This window comes from Pseudoduganella buxea (genome assembly GCF_009720835.1).
GTDB lineage: Bacteria > Pseudomonadota > Gammaproteobacteria > Burkholderiales > Burkholderiaceae_D > Rugamonas > Rugamonas buxea.
In genome coordinates, this window is sequence record NZ_WNKZ01000061.1 from 21,326 (window position 1) to 39,334 (window position 18,009).

The 18,009-nt window shown below is 64.1% G+C and carries 17 protein-coding genes; 5 read left to right on the forward strand and 12 right to left on the reverse strand.

Features of this window, described 5'->3' with window-relative positions:
* Positions 1 to 7: 7 nt before the first annotated feature.
* The 7 genes from gltA to GM672_RS18880 all read right to left on the reverse strand — a co-directional run bounded on the left by gltA (position 8) and on the right by GM672_RS18880 (position 5,954).
* Positions 8 to 1,312: a citrate synthase gene (gltA, locus tag GM672_RS18850; protein ID WP_155472080.1), complete on the reverse strand. Its 1,305-nt coding sequence runs from the start codon at positions 1,310 to 1,312 to the stop codon at positions 8 to 10.
* A 40-nt stretch (positions 1,313 to 1,352) separates the two neighbouring features.
* Positions 1,353 to 1,646 carry an FAD assembly factor SdhE gene (locus tag GM672_RS18855; RefSeq protein ID WP_155472081.1) on the reverse strand — a complete coding sequence of 98 codons (294 nt, stop codon included), beginning with the start codon at positions 1,644 to 1,646 and terminating at the stop codon, positions 1,353 to 1,355.
* A 1-nt stretch (position 1,647) separates the two neighbouring features.
* Complete coding sequence (locus tag GM672_RS18860; protein ID WP_155472082.1) at positions 1,648 to 2,358, reverse strand: succinate dehydrogenase iron-sulfur subunit; 711 nt, start codon at positions 2,356 to 2,358, stop codon at positions 1,648 to 1,650.
* A gap of 17 nt (positions 2,359 to 2,375) precedes the next feature.
* Positions 2,376 to 4,154, reverse strand: a complete 1,779-nt coding sequence (gene sdhA, locus GM672_RS18865) for a succinate dehydrogenase flavoprotein subunit (RefSeq protein WP_170300140.1) — start codon at positions 4,152 to 4,154, stop codon at positions 2,376 to 2,378.
* Between the two features lie 3 nt (positions 4,155 to 4,157).
* On the reverse strand, positions 4,158 to 4,520 hold the full coding sequence (sdhD, locus tag GM672_RS18870) for a succinate dehydrogenase, hydrophobic membrane anchor protein (RefSeq protein WP_155472083.1): 363 nt from the start codon (positions 4,518 to 4,520) through the stop codon (positions 4,158 to 4,160).
* Positions 4,521 to 4,523: 3 nt separating this feature from the next.
* Positions 4,524 to 4,946 (reverse strand): succinate dehydrogenase, cytochrome b556 subunit, encoded by a 423-nt coding sequence (gene sdhC, locus GM672_RS18875; protein WP_155472084.1) that lies wholly within the window; start codon positions 4,944 to 4,946, stop codon positions 4,524 to 4,526.
* A 186-nt stretch (positions 4,947 to 5,132) separates the two neighbouring features.
* Positions 5,133 to 5,954 carry a GntR family transcriptional regulator gene (locus GM672_RS18880; protein ID WP_155472094.1) on the reverse strand — a complete coding sequence of 274 codons (822 nt, stop codon included), beginning with the start codon at positions 5,952 to 5,954 and terminating at the stop codon, positions 5,133 to 5,135.
* Positions 5,955 to 6,353: 399 nt separating this feature from the next.
* Between GM672_RS18880 and GM672_RS18885 the strand changes: the two genes are divergently transcribed.
* The 5 genes from GM672_RS18885 to GM672_RS18905 all read left to right on the forward strand — a co-directional run bounded on the left by GM672_RS18885 (position 6,354) and on the right by GM672_RS18905 (position 13,353).
* Positions 6,354 to 7,343, forward strand: a complete 990-nt coding sequence (locus GM672_RS18885; protein ID WP_155472085.1) for a malate dehydrogenase — start codon at positions 6,354 to 6,356, stop codon at positions 7,341 to 7,343.
* A 108-nt stretch (positions 7,344 to 7,451) separates the two neighbouring features.
* Entirely contained in the window at positions 7,452 to 8,453 is a 1,002-nt protein-coding gene (locus GM672_RS18890; protein WP_155472086.1) for an HpcH/HpaI aldolase/citrate lyase family protein, read from the forward strand.
* Entirely contained in the window at positions 8,453 to 9,028 is a 576-nt protein-coding gene (locus GM672_RS18895; protein WP_229417812.1) for a hypothetical protein, read from the forward strand. The genes GM672_RS18890 and GM672_RS18895 overlap by 1 nt, the downstream gene beginning before the upstream one ends.
* Positions 9,029 to 9,141: 113 nt before the next feature.
* Positions 9,142 to 11,850 carry an aconitate hydratase AcnA gene (gene acnA, locus GM672_RS18900; protein WP_155472087.1) on the forward strand — a complete coding sequence of 903 codons (2,709 nt, stop codon included), beginning with the start codon at positions 9,142 to 9,144 and terminating at the stop codon, positions 11,848 to 11,850.
* Between the two features lie 237 nt (positions 11,851 to 12,087).
* Positions 12,088 to 13,353, forward strand: coding sequence for a DUF2863 family protein (locus GM672_RS18905; protein WP_155472088.1), 1,266 nt, complete (start codon positions 12,088 to 12,090; stop codon positions 13,351 to 13,353).
* Between the two features lie 120 nt (positions 13,354 to 13,473).
* Here the strand turns inward: GM672_RS18905 and GM672_RS18910 are convergent, their stop codons facing one another.
* From GM672_RS18910 to GM672_RS18930, 5 genes are all read right to left on the reverse strand, one after another.
* Positions 13,474 to 13,929: a hypothetical protein gene (locus GM672_RS18910; protein ID WP_155472089.1), complete on the reverse strand. Its 456-nt coding sequence runs from the start codon at positions 13,927 to 13,929 to the stop codon at positions 13,474 to 13,476.
* Positions 13,930 to 14,080: 151 nt separating this feature from the next.
* Positions 14,081 to 14,545, reverse strand: coding sequence for a CYTH domain-containing protein (locus GM672_RS18915; protein WP_155472090.1), 465 nt, complete (start codon positions 14,543 to 14,545; stop codon positions 14,081 to 14,083).
* Between the two features lies 1 nt (position 14,546).
* Positions 14,547 to 15,671 (reverse strand): M14 family metallopeptidase, encoded by a 1,125-nt coding sequence (locus tag GM672_RS18920; protein WP_155472091.1) that lies wholly within the window; start codon positions 15,669 to 15,671, stop codon positions 14,547 to 14,549.
* 111 nt (positions 15,672 to 15,782) lie between these two features.
* The gene (locus tag GM672_RS18925) at positions 15,783 to 17,243 is read right to left on the reverse strand and encodes a catalase (RefSeq protein ID WP_155472092.1); all 1,461 of its coding nucleotides are present in this window, start codon (positions 17,241 to 17,243) and stop codon (positions 15,783 to 15,785) included.
* A gap of 125 nt (positions 17,244 to 17,368) precedes the next feature.
* Positions 17,369 to 18,009 (reverse strand): DUF4214 domain-containing protein (locus GM672_RS18930; RefSeq protein ID WP_155472093.1); only part of this gene is annotated, 641 nt, incomplete at its 5' end.

The following is an 18,009-nucleotide window of genomic DNA, read 5'->3' on the forward strand; positions in this document are numbered from 1 at the left end:
TGAGAGCTTACTTGCGCTCGGCCAGCGGCGGCACGTCCCGCACGGTGGCGCCGACGAACAGCTGGCGGGGACGGCCGATCTTCTGTTCCGGATCGGCGATCATTTCGTTCCACTGGGCGATCCAGCCGATGGTGCGGGCCATGGCGAAGATACCGGTGAACAGCGACACGGGGATGCCCAGTGCCGATTGCACGATGCCCGAGTAGAAGTCGACGTTCGGGTACAGCTTGCGCGACACGAAGTACTCGTCGTTCAGCGCGATCTTTTCCAGTTCCATCGCCAGCTTGAACAGCGGGTCGTCCTGCAGGCCCAGCTCTTCCAGCACTTCGTGGCAGGTTTCGCGCATCAGCTTGGCGCGCGGGTCGAAGTTCTTGTACACGCGGTGACCGAAGCCCATCAGTTTCACGCCGGAGTTCTTGTCCTTGACCTGGGCGATGAAGGCCGGGATGTTGTCCACGGTGCCGATTTCCTTCAGCATCGTCAGGGCCGCTTCGTTGGCGCCGCCGTGGGCAGGGCCCCACAGGCAGGCGATACCGGCAGCGATACAGGCGAACGGGTTGGCGCCCGACGAACCGGCCAGGCGCACGGTCGACGTCGATGCGTTCTGCTCGTGGTCCGCGTGCAGGATCAGGATACGGTCCAGCGCGCGCACCAGCACGTCGTTGACCTTGTACTCTTCGCATGGGTTACCGAACATCATGCGCATGAAGTTGGCGCTGTACGACAGGTCGTTGCGCGGGTACATGAACGGCTGGCCGATCGAGTACTTGTAGGCCATCGCGACCAGGGTCGGCATCTTGGCGATCAGGCGGATCGCGGAGATCTCGCGCTGCTTGGCGTCGTTGATGTCGAGCGAGTCGTGGTAGAACGAGGCCAGCGCGCCGACGGTGCCGACCAGGACCGACATCGGGTGCGCGTCGCGGCGGAAGCCACGGAAGAAGAACTGCATCTGCTCGTGCACCATCGTGTGCTTGGTGACGGTCTCGACGAACTGGTCCTTTTCCACGCCGGTCGGCAGTTCGCCGTTCAGCAGCAGGTAGCAGGTTTCCATGAAGTCGGCGTTGACGGCCAGCTGTTCGATCGGGTAGCCGCGGTACTGCAGCTCGCCCTTGTCGCCGTCGATGTAGGTGATCGACGAGTTGCATGCCGCGGTGGACATGAAGCCGGGGTCGTACGTGAACTTGCCGGTGGCGCCGTACAGCTTGCGAATGTCGATGACGTCCGGACCGACGGTACCCTTGTAGATCGGGAATTCGATCGGGGTGCTGCCGTCGGAGAACGACAGAGTGGCTTTGTTATCAGAGGTGTTCATGGGCTCTTCCTTCCAGGAGAGGATGCGGCATTAAAAAAAATCAGGCGCGGCGCAGGCGGGCCAGCAGTGCATGCACGTGGGGCGAGTCGATCTCGCCTTCCGGCTCGCTGCGCGCCAGAACCAGATCCATCAGCGCATTGTCCGACAAGTCGAGGAGCCGCGTGAATGCGTCCACTTCCTCGTCGGTCAATTCCGTTTCGTGCGCATCGAGAAAACGGGTCAGGATGATGTCGTTTTCCAGCAGGCCCCGCCGGGACCGCCAGCGCAGGCGGGCCCGGTTGGCGGGGTCCGCCTGATGCGCACGCGTGTTGTCACGCGACTTCTCGTCTGTCATATCAAATGGCGCGACGCACCATCAGTTCCTTGATCTTGCCGATCGCCTTGTTCGGGTTCAGGCCTTTCGGGCACACGTCCACGCAATTCATGATCGAGTGGCAGCGGAACAGGCGATACGGGTCTTCCAGGTTGTCCAGGCGGGCGCCGGTGGCTTCGTCGCGCGAGTCGGCGATGAAGCGGTAGGCTTGCAAGAGGCCGGCGGGGCCGACGAACTTGTCCGGATTCCACCAGAACGACGGGCAAGACGTCGAGCAGCACGCGCACAGGATGCACTCGTACAGGCCGTCCAGTTCCTCGCGTTCGGCCGGCGACTGCAGGCGTTCCTTTTCAGGCGGGATCGAGTCGTTGATCAGGAACGGCTTGATCGAGTCGTACTGCTTGAAGAACTGCGTCATGTCGACGATCAGGTCGCGGATGACGGGCAGGCCCGGCAGCGGACGCAGCACGATCGGCTCGGACAGCTCGTTCAGGTTGGTGGTGCAGGCCAGGCCGTTCTTGCCGTTGATGTTCATCGCGTCCGAACCGCACACGCCTTCGCGGCAGGAGCGGCGCAGCGCCAGCGAATCGTCGACGTCGGACTTGATGCGCTGCAGGGCGTCCAGCAGCATCTTGTCGGTGTCCTTCAGCTCGACCGTCAGGTCTTGCATGTACGGCTTGGCGTCCTTGTCCGGATCGTAGCGGTAAATCTTGAATTTGAGAGTGCGTGCCATGTTCGTGAGGCCCTTGCTTAGAATGTACGTGCTTTTGGCTTGAAGGTTTCCACCGTCAGCGGCTTGGTGACCACCGGCTTGTATTCAAGCCGGTTGTCGCTGGAGAACCACAGGGTGTGCTTCATCCAGTTGTCGTCGTCTCGGTTCGGGAAGTCGCTGTGTGCGTGGGCACCGCGCGATTCCTTGCGGGCGACTGCCGAGGTGATGGTGGCCTTGGCCGTTTCGATCAGGTTGTCCAGCTCCAGCGCCTCGACGCGGGCCGTGTTGAACACCTTCGACTTGTCCTTGAACGAGACATGCTTGCGACGCTCGTCGAGCACCATGATCTCCTTCTTGCCCTGCGTGAGCAGCTCGTCGGTACGGAACACGCCGCAGTATTTCTGCATCGTGGCGCGGATGTCGTTGGCGACGCCCTGCACTTTTTCGCTGCCCGTCGAGGTTTCCAGGCGGTTCAGGCGGTCCATCGCGAAGTCGGCCGCGTCTTTCGGCAGCGGCTTGTTTTCCTTCTGCTTCAGGTTCGACGCGACGACGTGGTTGCCGGCCGCGCGGCCGAACACCACCAGGTCCAGCAGCGAGTTCGTGCCCAGGCGGTTGGCGCCGTGCACGGAGACGCAGGCGCATTCGCCGATCGCGTACAGGCCATTAACGACCTTCTGCGTGCCGTCGCCGGCCGGGGTGACGACCTGGCCGTGGATGTTCGTCGGGATGCCGCCCATCTGGTAGTGAATCGTCGGCACGACGGGAATCGGTTCCTTGGTGGCGTCGACGTTGGCAAACTTGTGGCCGATTTCCAGGATCGACGGCAGGCGCTTCTCGATGGTGTCCTTGCCGATGTGGCGCAGGTCCAGCATGACGTGGTCCTTGTTCGGACCGCAGCCGCGGCCTTCCTTGATTTCCTGGTCCATCGAGCGCGACACGAAGTCGCGCGGCGCCAGGTCCTTCAGGGTCGGTGCGTAGCGTTCCATGAAACGCTCGCCTTCGGAGTTGATCAGGATGCCGCCTTCGCCGCGCACGCCTTCGGTGATCAACACGCCCGCGCCGGCCACGCCGGTCGGGTGGAACTGCCAGAATTCCATGTCCTGCAGCGGCAGGCCGGCACGTGCCGCCATGCCCATGCCGTCACCGGTGTTAATGAAGGCATTGGTCGATGCGGCGAAGATGCGGCCGGCACCGCCCGTGGCGAAGATGGTGGTCTTCGCTTCCAGGATCATGCATTCGCCCGTTTCCATTTCCAGGGCGACCACGCCGACGACGTCGCCTTCGGCGTCACGGATGATGTCGAGCGCCATCCACTCGACGAAGAAGTGGGTGCGGGCGCGCACATTGCGCTGGTACAGCGTGTGCAGCAGGGCGTGACCGGTGCGGTCGGCCGCGGCGCAGGCGCGCTGCACGGCTTTTTCGCCGAAGTTGGCCGTGTGGCCGCCGAACGGACGCTGGTAGATGGTGCCGTCCGGGTTACGGTCGAACGGCATGCCGAAGTGTTCCAGCTCGTACACGACTTTCGGTGCTTCGCGGCACATGAATTCGATGGCATCCTGGTCGCCCAGGTAGTCGCCGCCCTTGACGGTGTCGAACATATGCCAGAACCAGTTGTCTTCGGCCATATTGCCCAGCGAGGCGCCGATGCCGCCCTGCGCCGCCACGGTGTGGGAACGGGTCGGGAAGACTTTCGACAGCACGGCCACGTTCAGGCCGGCTTCCGCCAGTTGCAGGGAGGCGCGCATGCCGGAACCGCCGGCGCCGACGATTACCGCGTCGAAGCGGCGGGAAGGAATTGCAGATTTAATAGCTGCCACGATTTACACACTCCAGAGAATCTGCACCGACCAGACGGCGCAAGCCACCAGCCACATGGCCGAGGCGGTATGCAGGATAAAGCGAACGGCGATGTTCTTCACATAATCCTGGTAGATGCTGACCACGCCCACCCAGGCGTGATAGAACAGGCCGATCAGGGTGGCAAGCGTAAACAGCTTGAACCACGTCTGGGCAAACAGGCCGGCCCAGCCTTCGTACGAGAAGTTATTGCCGGTCAGGAAAGACACCAGCAGCACGACGGTGTACACCACCATCACCACTGCCGTGGCGCGTTGCGCCAGGAATTCGCCCAGGCCGTAGCCGGCGCCCACGACGAGGCGCTTCGATCCGATATTGTTTTTCATTGTTTAAAATACTCCGAACAGTTTCAGGGCGACGACGATGACCACGACCCACGTGATCACCAGCACGACCACGGAACTCTGGCGGGCCGAATCCTTGTCCAGGCCGATGTGGGTATCCATTACCAGGTGACGGATACCGGCGCAGAAGTGGTGCATATAACCCCAGACCAGCGCCAGGATGACCAGTTTCGCGACAGGATGCGACGCGATGCCCTGGAAGTGGGCAAAGGAGATTTCGGAACGGATGCTTTCCTGCAGCAGGTACAGAATGAACGGCAGCAGGAGAAACATCAGGAAGCCGCTGACCCGGTGCATGATCGACACGATGGCCGACAGCGGCTGGCGGTAATTGGCTAATTCCGTCACATGGATGTTTCGGAATTCCCGCCGCTGCTTGCGCGGTGCTTCCCTTACGGCTTCAGACATGACAAACCTCCCTTATGCTTTTGCTATTTAATAAATGGCTACGTCGGATGCTGCGGTGCGATTTATCGTTCCTACAGTCCTGAGACCGCGATTTTCGCCTATTTCGCAGCATCGACCAATATCTATTGTTACATATAACGAAAATTATGTTGCGCCGCTCCATCCAACAACGGGTCATGCTAGCGGCTAGTTCAGGTCGTTCTGATAATGGTGGCGCGTGGTCAGGTAAAGGCCGCGGCGCAGCTCGACCGGCTTGTCGCCGTAGGTAAACGACACCCGTTCGGCCGACAGCAGGGGCGTGCCCGGCTCGACCTGCAGCAGCACCGCCTCGTCCGGCCCGGCCACGACGGCGCGCACCTTCTCGTCGGCGCGGATCATGCGCGTGCCGAATTCGGACTCGAACAGGCCGTACATGGGCCCCTTGTATTCGGACAGGCGCTCGGCCGTCAGGCCCTTGAACAGCTGGCCCGGCAGCCATTGCTCCTCGATGATGGTGGGAATGCCGTCGAAGGACTGGACCCGCTTGATATAGATGATGGCGTCACCGGATTTCAGTTCCAGCAGCCGCGCCACGTCGGCCGGGGCGCGCAGGCGCTTGACTTCCAGGAAGCGGCTTTCCGGGTAATGGGGCACACCCTCGTCCGGGCGCAGGCGCAGGAAGCGGATGTGCGCGCGCGCCTCGTGGTGGGTCGACACGAACGTGCCCTTGCCCTGGCGGCGCATGACCAGATTGTCCGCCGCCAGCTCGTCGATCGCCTTGCGCACGGTGCCCTGGCTGACCTTGTAGCGGTTGGCCAGTTCCACTTCGCTGGGGATCATTTCGCCCGGCTTCCACTCGCCGGACTGCAGGCTCTGCGTGATCAGGGCCTTGATCTGCTGGTACAGCGGGGAGAAGGTCGGTGCGGGCGCGGCGGCATTTGCCGGGACGGCCGCCGTGCCCGCTGCCGGTGCCGCCGGCGCACTTGCAGTGCTGCCTGGGCTGGTCTGGTTGGGCGTGACGGGGTTCATAGACCACGATTTCACCACAAAAGCCCTTGCCCGTCCAGTAATAAACCCTCTAAGTTATATGTCTTATATAAGACATAAGATAGCATTGACAGACCGTTGCATGAGGCCTACACTCGCCGTCGATATTAGTCTTCGCCGCGCGCGCGTGGCGCACCGCACCGGCAACGGGCGGGACCGGCGGCCGGTAAATTCCTCCAAGCCAGGGGCATCACGGGAGGGCTAATTTGGTATCATTGCAGTTTTGGTGCGGCGGTTTTACGCCCAGGTACCGAATGCGTTGGAAAGAATGCATTAAACGAAAGCGTCAACGAATGCGTCAGGAATCAGCAGTGCCCGCTGCCCCGCCGCACGCTGCCACGCAGGTCAGCTTCATTTTTTATTCCACTTTGGAGATTCATCATGGCTAAAACCCCAATGCGTGTTGCCGTCACCGGCGCCGCCGGCCAGATCGGCTATTCCCTGCTGTTCCGCATCGCCAACGGCGACATGCTCGGCAAGGACCAGCCAGTCATTCTGCAACTGCTTGAAATCGCTGACGAAAAAGCGCAAAAAGCGCTCAAGGGCGTCATGATGGAAATCGACGACTGCGCCTTCCCGCTGCTGGCCGGCATGACCGCCCACAGCGACCCGCTGACGGCCTTCAAGGATGCCGACGTGGCCCTGCTGGTCGGCGCCCGTCCACGCGGCCCTGGCATGGAACGCAAGGACCTGCTGGAAGCGAACGCGCAGATCTTCACGGTGCAGGGCAAGGCGCTGGACGCCGTCGCTTCGCGCAACGTCAAGGTGCTGGTGGTCGGCAACCCGGCCAACACCAACGCCTACATCGCCATGAAATCGGCACCGTCGCTGCCGGCCAAGAACTTCACCGCCATGCTGCGCCTGGACCACAACCGTGCCCTGTCGCAGGTTGCCGCCAAGACCGGCAAGGCCGTCAAGGACATCGAAAAGCTGACCGTGTGGGGCAACCACTCGCCGACGATGTACGCCGACTACCGCTTCGCCACCGTCGACGGCCAGTCCGTCAAGGACCTGATCAACGACCAGGAATGGAACGCCAACGTGTTCCTGCCGACCGTCGGCAAGCGCGGCGCCGCCATCATCGAGGCACGCGGCCTGTCGTCGGCAGCGTCGGCTGCGAACGCGGCCATCGACCACGTGCGCGACTGGGTGCTGGGCACCAACGGCAAGTGGACCACGATGGGTGTTCCTTCGGACGGTTCCTACGGCATTCCTGAAGGCACCATGTTCGGCTTCCCCGTCACGACGGAAAACGGCGAGTACACGATCGTCCAGGGCCTGGAAATCGATGCATTCTCGCAAGAGCGCATCGACCTGACCCTGAAGGAACTGACGGAAGAGCGCGAAGGCGTCAAGCACCTGCTGCCGTAAGCCGTCCCAGGCGTGAAGTCTTGCGCCACGACATCCGCCGCGCTGCCCCCGGGCCGCGCGGCGGTCTCTTCTTCAAGCCAGGCAATACCCAAGACAAGCAACGCAACGATGCACCCATCCGAGGTTTTATTCCAGGGCGAACGCCAGCCACTGCTTCTGCCAGCCTGCGATCACTACGCCGGCTCGGAGAAGCTGATGCGCAAATCGATGGCCCTGCAACAAGAGCTTGGCCCCGTGTTCGACATCACGTTCGACTGCGAGGACGGCGCCGCCGCCGGCAGCGAGGAAGCCCATGCGCGCCTCGTGGCCGAGCTGCTGAACGACGCCGGCAACAAACACAAGCGTATCGGCGCCCGCGTGCACGACGTCGCCAGCCCGCACTTCGCGCGCGATATCGAGATCATCGTCGGCACGGCCGCCCACAACGTCGCCTACATCGTGCTGCCCAAGCCGGACAGCGTACAGGACGTGATGCGCGCCATCGAGACCATCAATACCCACGCCCACAAGGCCGGCCGCCAGAACCTGCCCGTGCACGTGCTGATCGAAACGCACGGCGCCCTGCGCGGCGTGTTCGCCATCGCCGCCCTGCCCCAGGTCGAATGCCTGTCCTTCGGCATCATGGATTTCGTCTCCAGCCACTATGGCGCCATTCCCGCCAACGCCATGCGCACGCCGAACCAGTTCAGCAACCCGCTTGTGGTGCGCGCCAAGCTGGAAATCGCGGCGGCCTGCCATGCCTATGGCAAGGTGCCGTCGCATAACGTGACGACCGAGATCAAGGATTCGGCCGTGGTGGCCACGGATGCCCAGCGCGCCGCCGCCGAATTCGGCTTCACGCGCATGTGGAGCATCCACCCCAGCCAGATCAAGCCCATCGTCAAGGCCTTCACGCCGCGCCTGTCCGAAATGAACGAGGCCGCGGCCATCCTGCACGAGGCCGCGAAAGTCCAATGGGGTCCCATCAACCAGCACGGCCGCTTGCACGACCGCGCCAGCTACCGCTACTATTGGACGGTATTGCAGCGCGCCCGGCTGGCCGGCCTGCCGCTGCCGGAATCGGCCGCCGCGCTGCTGGACCCGAAACCCACCGCTACGGATACCAAGTAATGTCCATCTCCCGACTGATTGCCGCCGCCCTGGCCCTGGCCCTGGCGAGCGCCGCCCCTGCCGCGCTCGCGGCCGACCCCGTCAAGAAGACGGAGACCAAGAAAGCCGCCGCCAAGCCGAAGGCCAAGGCCAGCAAGGCCAAGGCCGCCAAAGCCGCCCCCGCGCCGAAGGAAGCCGACCCGGAAGCGGACGAACCCGACGTGCTGGGCTCGAACGTGACGGACTTCAACTGCGAACTGGGCAACAAGGTCACCCTGTACCAGAACACCGAGGACGAAAGCCATATCGCGCTGCGCTGGAAGAAGCGCCTGCACCGCCTGACGCGGGTGGCCACGACAACCGGTGCGCAGCGCTTCGAGAACAAGACCTATGGCCTGATCTGGATCGGCATTCCCGCCAAGGGCATGCTGCTCGATTCGAAGCTGAACCGCCAGCTGGCCAACGAATGCCGCAACGACGAGCAGCTGAAACCGGCCATCGTGCCGGCGGCGCAGCCCGACGCACAACCGGCGCCACCGCCGGCCGCGCCGGGCAATACGCAGGCTGCCGCGCCGGCCCCGGCGCCACAGGGCTGAACGGCGTCTTGCAATCGTCCTGCAATAATTTAGCACTATCGTAGTTTCAAAATGACGGCACTCCCGCGGCGACGGTCCGGGAGTGCCGAAGATACCCACCTGAAGGAGAGGTTATGCCCCACAACACATTCAACACGCTCAAGGATTTCCCGATTTCGGGCAAGACAAAGGGCAAGCTGTACTCGCTGCCCGCGCTGGAACAGGCCCTGGGCGCCAAGATCTCCCGCCTGCCAGTGTCGATCCGCGTGGTGCTGGAGTCCGTGCTGCGTAACTGCGACGGCAAGAAAGTCACCGAAGAGCACGTGAAACAGGTGGCCAACTGGGGCGCCACCGCCGAGCGTACGGACGAGATTCCCTTCGTCGTCGCCCGCGTCGTGCTGCAGGATTTCACCGGCGTGCCGCTGCTGGCCGACCTGGCCGCGATGCGCAACGTCGCCTACAAGATGGGCGCCAACCCGAAAAAAATCGAGCCGCTGGTGCCGGTCGACCTGGTGGTCGACCACTCCGTGACGATCGACCACTTCCGCGAGCCGAAGGCGCTGGACCTGAACATGAAGCTGGAATTCTCGCGCAACAACGAGCGCTACCAGTTCATGAAGTGGGGCATGCAGGCCTTCGACACCTTCGGTGTCGTGCCACCGGGCTTCGGCATCGTCCACCAGGTCAACCTGGAATACCTGGCACGCGGCGTGCACAACAACGGCGGCGTGTACTACCCTGACTCGCTGGTCGGTACCGACTCGCACACCACCATGATCAACGGCATCGGCGTGGTCGGCTGGGGCGTGGGCGGCATCGAGGCGGAAGCCGGCATGCTGGGCCAGCCCGTGTACTTCCTGACCCCGGACGTCATCGGCGTGAACCTGACGGGCAAGCTGCGCGAAGGCTGCACGGCGACCGACCTGGTGCTGACCATCACGGAAATGCTGCGCAAGGAGAAGGTCGTCGGCAAGTTCGTCGAGTTCTTCGGCGAAGGCACCGAATCGCTGACCGTGACGGACCGCGCCACGATCGCCAACATGGCACCGGAATACGGCGCCACGATGGGCTTCTTCCCCGTCGACGACAAGACCATCGACTACTTCGAAGGCACCGGCCGCACGAAGGAAGAGATCGCCGCCTTCCAGGCCTACTTCAAGGCCCAGGGCATGTACGGCATCCCGAAAGCGGGCGAGCTGGACTTCACGCGCGAACTGCACCTGGACCTGGCCTCGGTGACGCCGTCGCTGGCCGGCCCGAAGCGTCCGCAGGACCGTATCGAAATCGGCAACGTCAAGGCCACCTTCACCGACCTGTTCTCCAAGCCGACGTCGCAGAACGGCTTCAACAAGGACCCGGCCGACCTGACCCGCGTCTACGAGACCACCAACAACGTGCAGGTCAAGAACGGCGACATCCTGATCGCCGCCATCACCTCCTGCACCAACACGTCGAACCCGAGCGTGCTGCTGGCCGCCGGCCTGCTGGCCAAGAAGGCCGTGGAAGCCGGCCTCACGGTGGCACCGCACATCAAGTCCTCGCTGGCCCCCGGCTCGCGCGTCGTGACGGAATACCTGACCGCCGCCGGCCTGCTGCCCTACCTGGAAAAGCTGGGCTTCGGCGTGACGGCCTACGGCTGCACCACCTGCATCGGCAACGCGGGCGACCTGACTCCGGAACTGAACGCGGCCATCCAGACCAACGACATCGTGGCCTCGGCCGTGCTGTCCGGTAACCGTAACTTCGAAGCGCGGATTCACCCGAACATCCGTTCGAACTTCCTGGCCTCGCCACCGCTGGTCGTGGCCTACGCCATCGCCGGCAACATCACGCGCGACCTGATGACGGAACCGGTCGGCAAGGGCACGAACGGCCGCGACGTCTACCTGGGCGACATCTGGCCGACCTCGGACGAGATCAATGCGCTGATGAAGTTCGCCATGAACTCCAAGGTCTTCAAGGAAAACTACGCGCAGGTCAAGGGCAACCCGGGCAAGCTGTGGGAAGCCGTGTCGTCGACCGAAGGCCAGGTCTACAACTGGCCCGATTCGACCTACATCGCCGAACCACCGTTCTTCGAAGGCTTCGAGATGACGCCGAAGGCCGCCGCCACCGGCATCAGCAACGCGCGCGCCCTGGGCGTGTTCGGCGACTCGATCACCACCGACCACATCTCCCCGGCCGGTTCGATCAAGGAAGACGGTCCAGCCGGTAAATGGCTGAAGGACAACGGCGTGCTGAAAGCCGACTTCAACTCCTACGGCTCGCGTCGCGGCAACCACGAGATCATGATGCGCGGCACCTTCGCCAACGTGCGTATCAAGAACAAGATGATCCCGGCCAAGCCGGACGGTTCGGCAGTCGAAGGCGGCATCACGATCCACCAGCCGTCGGGCGAACAGCTGTCGATCTACGACGCGGCCATGAAGTACGTGGCCGAAGGCACGCCGACGATGATCTTCGGTGGCGAAGAGTACGGCACCGGCTCGTCGCGCGACTGGGCCGCCAAGGGCACCCAGCTGCTGGGCGTGAAGGCCGTGCTGGTGCGCTCGTTCGAGCGTATCCACCGCTCCAACCTGGTCGGCATGGGCGTGCTGCCGCTGCAGTTCATCGGCAACGACAGCGTCGAATCGCTGGGCATCACGGGCAAGGAAACCTACGACCTGGTGGGCCTGGAAGGCGATATCAAGCCACAGCAGATCGTCACCCTGGTGATCAAGCGCGAAGACGGCACCCGGCAGGACGTCAAGGTCCTGCTGCGCATCGACACGCCGATCGAAGTGGACTACTACAAGCACGGCGGTATCCTGCCATTCGTGCTGCGCCAGCTGCTGGCCGCGTAAGCGTCCCCTGCTCCGCCCAAAACGCCGGCTTCGCCGGCGTTTTTTATTGCCCGAAAAATGGGGACAGACCCCATTTTTCAGGCAATATTTCTCAGGGAAATGGGCCGGCGAGGCGGGAGCAGAACGCATTTTTCAAGCAACATCTCACGCGACCGTTCCCCTGCGGGCACAGACGCCGTGCGAATCAACTACAATACGGTTGATAAGTTTTTTACACTGACCGAGATTCCTAGCGCCATGCGTCGCCCATCCAAAGATTCATCTGCCAAATTGTCCGCCGACAGCCAGCGCCTTTCCACACTTGCCCAGGCCGTCGGCCAGGCAGCCAGCCGCCTCGAGGAGCGCAGCTGGGAACGTGCGCTCGATACCCAGCTGCACAAACTGTTGAAGACGGGTCACCAGGACACCGTCGACGCCGCCCTGAACAGCCTGTTCTCCGTCGACCTGAACGGGTACGACGTGCTGATGGACAGCGTGGAAGCGGTCAGCGAATCGGCCACCATCACCGTCGAGACGGACGGCGATGCCGTCCAGTACGACGTGCTGCTGGTGGCCGCGCCGATCCTGGCCTGGACCCGCTACAACATCGCGTCCGGCCCGATTCCCGCCGATGTCCTGAACACCCTGTCGGCCCACTTCTCGGCCCACCTGCTGGCCGACGGCACGAAGCTGGCGATGGCATCGAACCTGTTCTCGATCGACCAGCTGCCGCGCACCCATGCCGAGACCTACGCCAAGATGAACAAGCTGGCGCAGGCCGCCATCAAGGGCGTGGCCGTCAAGTCGGACGTGAAGCCGCCCGAGACCGCGCCGTTCCTGGCCGATACCCGCTACCTGATGGCGGCCGTCGTGACGCCCCATGGCGGGCCCCTGTTCCGTTGGCAGATGGCCGGTGCGCACCTGCACCAGGCCGACGAGCGCCGCACGGCGCTGGAAGCATGGCGCACCCAGGCCGAGCCCACCGTGGCGCGCCTGCTGCCCGGCTGCGGCATCGAGCTGCTGCTGCCGGAAGCGTATTACATGGCCTGCCGCGAAGCGGACAAGCTGATCCGCCCCGTGTCGATCCGCGCCGCTGTCCACTACCTGACGCACACCTTGGCCTGCGAGCCGGCCGAGCTGCGCGCCGTCATCGCCGGCTTCGGCGAGGAAGCGGCCGACGGCCAGATCGACGAGTACCGCGTGGCCTTCACGCGCCGCGCCGATGCGGACGTCATCTACGGTGTCGTGTGGCCCCTGTACGGCCAGGAAGACGAGGAAGGCACGCCGCCCGAAGGGCCGCTGGCCGGTGGCCTGGCCAACCTGCTGCAGCCGCGCACGCCCGTCGAGGAAATCGTCGAGCACCTGAATGCAGCCGGCGTCTCCGTCATCAAGAAGCTGGGGGAGCGCTACGTGGCCGAGTACTGCGACGACTGCGGCGCGCCCCTGTTTGCCGACCCGTCGGGCGAACTGGTCCATGCGGAAATGCCGGAGGATGCCCCCGCCGGCACCGAGCACTTCCACTGATCCGTTCGATCCAATGAAAAACCTCGCCGTGGCGAGGTTTTTTTATTCCAGCGCCGGCGTCGAAGCCGGGCCGATGCTGACAATCCGGTGCGCGACTCAGTGCGTCACCCAGTGCGTCGCTCAGTGCGTCATATTGCTGCGCCCTTGCGTGCCATTGCTGTTGCTGTCCGTGCGACTGTCGGCCTTGCCCGAGCCGTGACCCGACGTACCGGCGCCATCATGGCCGGCACGCCGCGCCGTATCGCCTGGTACCGCCTGCGCCGGCTGGGAGCTGCCCGTCGCGCCGGCCGCGCCGGATTCGCCGCTGGCGCCGCCGTTCTTCGCATTGGCATTGCCCGACACATTGCCAGAACGGGGAATCGTGTTCTGCTGTCCCGTCTTGCGCTCCTTGCGGGCCTCGCCGTTATCCGGCATCGTGGCGGCGCTGGTACTGTTGGCCTGGGTCGGTTGCAATCCGACGCTGCCCGGCTTGTTCTTGATGGACTCCATTGCCGTCTGCGCATGTCCTGCGCCGGCGATGATGGTGATCAGGAACGCTGCCGTGGCGGAAGCTGCGGTATAGGGTGAAACGCGCATGGTGGTCTCCTTTTTTTATCGGCCGTGAAGACAGGTTACCGAGGCCACAGCGAGTATTGCATCGGCGTACCGGTCTTCGCCAAGTGGGACGTGTCCTACGGGCATTGACAATAACGTAAGAAAAAGCCCGCACGTGGCGGGCTCTGCGCAATCACCAGCTTGAAAACGGATGCCGGATCAGGTTCGAGTTCAGGTAGCGCGCATCGTCGGTGACTTCCACGCCGACCCATTCCGGCTTTTCGAAGGCCTGACGCTCCGACGGCAGCTCGATTTCCGCCACCACCAGCCCCGCGTTCACGCCGAGGAACTCGTCGACTTCCCACGTGAAGCCGGCATGGTCGATGCGGCGCCGGTATTTTTCGATGATGGGCTGCTCGCACAGGCGGTCCAGGAACTCCTGGGCATCGTCCAGCGGCAGCGGATACTCCCACTCGCCCCGCGTGACGCCGACGGCTTTCGACTTGATCGTCATGAATGCCTCGTCGCCGTAGATGCGCACCCGCACCACCCGCTCGGGATGCGAGGACAGGTAGCCCTGGCGGATCAGCACGGGCTGGCCCTGCTGGCGCCAGCCGTCGGTCGCGGGGAGGAACTTGCGTTCGATCTCGACGCCCATCTCAGTCCTTCAGCGACAGCAGGATCGGCTGCAGGATGGCCGCGCCAAGGGCGGCGCTGCGCGCGCCGTTCCAGCCCACGTGGGGCACGGGCAGGTCGGCGTTGTCCTTGAACGGCATCTCCAGGGTCAGCGACAGGCAGCCGAAATGGTGGCCGACGTACTTCGACGCCAGGGTCAGCATGTCTTCGCGGTACTTGCTGGCGGCATAGCCCACCTTGTCCTGGAAGTCCGGGCTGGCATCCTTGTAGCGGTCGATGAAGGCCTGCTGCTGCGCGCGCTGCTCGGGCGTGAAGTTTTCCAGCATCTCGTTGCCGGCCACGAAGTTGTACGGCAGCGCCTCGTCGCCATGGATGTCGAAGAACATGTCCACGCCCGTCGCGTGCAGCTTCTCCTTCACGCACAGCACCTCGGGCGAGCGCTCCAGGCTCGGTGTCATCCACTCGCGATTGAGGTTGGCGCCGGCCGCGTTGGTGCGCAGGTTGCCCCGCACGGAGCCGTCAGGGTTCATGTTCGGCACGATGTAGAACACGCAGCGTTGCAGCAGCTTGCGGGCGATCGGGTTGGCGTCGTCCAGCAGCGCGTCGATCAGGCCTTCGATGAACCATTCGGCCATCGATTCGCCCGGGTGCTGGCGCGCGATGAACCAGATCTTCTTTTCGGCCTGGGGATTGCCGACGACGACCAGGTTCATGTCGCGGCCATCGACGGTGGAGCCCAGGTCGTGCACGCGGGCGATGGGGTTCTCCGCCACTTCGCCCAGGAGGCGCAGGTGGCGTTCCCACGAATACGGCTCGAAGTAGGCGTAGTACACGCTGTCCAGGTCCGGCGTGTGGCGGATCGTCATGACCTGGCCGTCGAAGGACGTCGGCACGCGGAACCAGTTTTCGCCGTCATAGCTGGCCACTGCGTTGTAGTCCTCGAAACCCTTGGCATACGTGGCCTGGCCGGCATTGGTGAAGCGCAGTGCCAGGGCCTGGCCGCGCGCGCCCTGCACGCGGAAGTGGAACCACTGGTGGATGTCAGCGTGCGAGTCGCTGCGCAGTTTCAGTTCGATATTGGCCGGGTCGGCGAGGCTTACCACCTCGATGGCGCCGGAGTCGAAATTCTGGCTGATCTTGATTGTCATTGTTCGGTCGTCTCATGAAAACGGATGGCGCTATTGTCCTCGCTTTGCGGGGTTAACGCAAAAACGGCAAGCCACGCGGCTTGCCGTTCCCGTGCTGGCGGCAGGCGCCGCTCAGTCGATATTGCGGCCCCGTGCCTTCAACGCAGCGCGCACGCCGGCGCCATAGGCGGGATCGGCCCCGTCGAAGTGCGCCAGCTGGCGCAGCACGATCTCGTCGGGCACCTGCGACAGCGGGCCGGCCAGGTTGTCGAACAGGTTCTGCTGCTCGTCGGCGGCCAACAGGCGGAACAGGTTGCCGGCCTGGGTGTAGTTGTCTTCCACCCCGCGCGCATCGTAGCGGGCCGCCGGACCGTTCAGGGCCAGCGCCGGTTCGCCATGACCGAGGCCTTGCGGGTTGGTGCCGGCCGCTTCCACCGTCGCGTAATTCTGCTCGGCGCCGCCGTTGGCCAGCGCCATCGCACCGTCGCGCTGCTGGTTGTGGAACGGGCAGCGTGGCGCGTTCACCGGCAGGTGCTGGTGGTTGGTGCCGACGCGGTAAAGCTGGGCGTCGTGGTAGGCGAACAGGCGCGCCTGCAGCATCTTGTCCGGCGAGTAGCCCATGCCCGGCACGACGTTGGCCGGCGACAGCGCGGCCTGCTCCACTTCCGCATGGTAGTTCAGCGGATTGCGGTTCAGTTCCAGCACGCCCACCTGCTGCATCGGGAAATCGCCGTGCGGCCATACCTTCGTCAGGTCGAACGGGTTCCAGCCCGTGCGCGCTTCCCACTCGGCCAGTTGCTGCTCCGTGGCCGTCTGCACGAACACGGTCCAGCGGGGGAAGTCGCCGGCGGCGATCGCGTTGAACAGGTCGCGCTGGGCGTAATCCGGATCGGTGCCCGCCAGGCGCACGGCCTCGGGCGCCGTCAGGTTCCTGATGCCTTGCTGCGTCTTGAAGTGCCATTTCACGTAGACACGCTCGCCGGCATCGTTGATCAGGCTGAAGGTGTGGCTGCCGAAACCGTCCATGTGGCGGTAGCCGTCGGGCGTGCCGCGGCTCGAGAACAGGGTCGTCACCTGGTGCAGCGACTCGGGCGCGCGGCTCCAGAAGTCGAACATGGCGGTGGGCGACTTCAGGTTCGACTGGGCCAGGCGCTTCTGGGTATGGATAAAGTCGGGGAACTTGATGCCGTCCTTGATGAAGAACACGGGGGTGTTATTGCCGACCAGGTCCCAGTTGCCTTCTTCCGTGTAGAAACGCACGGCGAAACCGCGCGGATCGCGTTCCGTGTCGGCGCTGCCCTTTTCACCGCCGACGGTGGAAAAGCGCAGGAAGGTTTCCGTTTCCTTGCCGATGGCCGAGAACAGCTTGGCCTTCGTATAGCGGCTGATGTCATGCGTGACGGTGAACTTGCCGTAGGCGCCGGAACCCTTGGCGTGGACCACGCGCTCCGGAATGCGCTCGCGGTTGAAGTGCTGCAGTTTCTCGATCAGGTGGAAGTCCTGCAGCAGCAGGGGCCCACGGGAGCCGGCGCTGGCGGAATTCTGGTTGTCGGCGACGGGTATGCCGGACGCGGTCGTGATCTGCTGGCTCATGGGCTTGCTCCTCTGTGGTGTTGGACTCGTGTTTAACGTGGAGCAATTCTACGACCCCACCACGCATTGGCAAAGCTAATTGGTTCAATCAGACCAATAGCTATTACCAATGGAAGAGCTGCCCTTCATACCAGCCACAGACCCGCCGTGGCAAATTGTGCATCGCGCACCGCATCCTGCGCGATCCACGTGCCCACCAGCTCGGCGCGGCTGTGCTGGCCCAGATAGTCCTCCCAGGCCGCGCTGCCGCCGGCGGCCGTGGCGGCCAGGCCGGAATTTTCATACAGCGCCGCGACAAAGGCAGCATCGCTCAAGGCGCCGTAGCGGGCCTGGAACTCGGCCGAGCCGGCAAAAGCGGCCGCCAGTTGCCCCACCGCCGCGTGCTGGCCGGCCCACCACGCGACGCCGCCGATGTCGCCGGCCCTGTCCAGCACGGCCTGGTACAGCAGGCCCACGTTCGCCAGGGTGGCGGCATCGAGCGCCGTGAACCCCAGGTCCACCGTTTTGTCGGAGAATTCGGCGGCCTCGATGCCGACGATGCGGTCCGTGTCGCCGCCGCTCGTCACCAGCACGTGGCCGGCCGCGTCCAGCATCAGCCGCATGGCCGAAGCGGGGCCCTCGTAGACGACGGTATCGAAACCGTCGCCGCCGCTCACCGTGTCGTTGCCCGCGCCGCCGGCCAGGCGGTCGTCGCCGCTGCCGGCGAACCAGCCGCCCGCGTCCGTGACATCGCCGGTGGCGACGACGACGGGCCCCGCGTGGCGGG

Coding starts and splice junctions, on each gene's coding strand:
- gltA (WP_155472080.1), bottom strand. CDS start 1,312: ATGAACACCTCTGATAACAAAGCCACTCTGTCGTTCTCCGACGGCAGC.
- GM672_RS18855 (WP_155472081.1), bottom strand. CDS start 1,646: ATGACAGACGAGAAGTCGCGTGACAACACGCGTGCGCATCAGGCGGAC.
- GM672_RS18860 (WP_155472082.1), bottom strand. CDS start 2,358: ATGGCACGCACTCTCAAATTCAAGATTTACCGCTACGATCCGGACAAG.
- sdhD (WP_155472083.1), bottom strand. CDS start 4,520: ATGAAAAACAATATCGGATCGAAGCGCCTCGTCGTGGGCGCCGGCTAC.
- sdhC (WP_155472084.1), bottom strand. CDS start 4,946: ATGTCTGAAGCCGTAAGGGAAGCACCGCGCAAGCAGCGGCGGGAATTC.
- GM672_RS18880 (WP_155472094.1), bottom strand. CDS start 5,954: ATGAACCCCGTCACGCCCAACCAGACCAGCCCAGGCAGCACTGCAAGT.
- GM672_RS18885 (WP_155472085.1), top strand. CDS start 6,354: ATGGCTAAAACCCCAATGCGTGTTGCCGTCACCGGCGCCGCCGGCCAG.
- GM672_RS18890 (WP_155472086.1), top strand. CDS start 7,452: ATGCACCCATCCGAGGTTTTATTCCAGGGCGAACGCCAGCCACTGCTT.
- GM672_RS18895 (WP_229417812.1), top strand. CDS start 8,453: ATGTCCATCTCCCGACTGATTGCCGCCGCCCTGGCCCTGGCCCTGGCG.
- acnA (WP_155472087.1), top strand. CDS start 9,142: ATGCCCCACAACACATTCAACACGCTCAAGGATTTCCCGATTTCGGGC.
- GM672_RS18905 (WP_155472088.1), top strand. CDS start 12,088: ATGCGTCGCCCATCCAAAGATTCATCTGCCAAATTGTCCGCCGACAGC.
- GM672_RS18910 (WP_155472089.1), bottom strand. CDS start 13,929: ATGCGCGTTTCACCCTATACCGCAGCTTCCGCCACGGCAGCGTTCCTG.
- GM672_RS18915 (WP_155472090.1), bottom strand. CDS start 14,545: ATGGGCGTCGAGATCGAACGCAAGTTCCTCCCCGCGACCGACGGCTGG.
- GM672_RS18920 (WP_155472091.1), bottom strand. CDS start 15,671: ATGACAATCAAGATCAGCCAGAATTTCGACTCCGGCGCCATCGAGGTG.
- GM672_RS18925 (WP_155472092.1), bottom strand. CDS start 17,243: ATGAGCCAGCAGATCACGACCGCGTCCGGCATACCCGTCGCCGACAAC.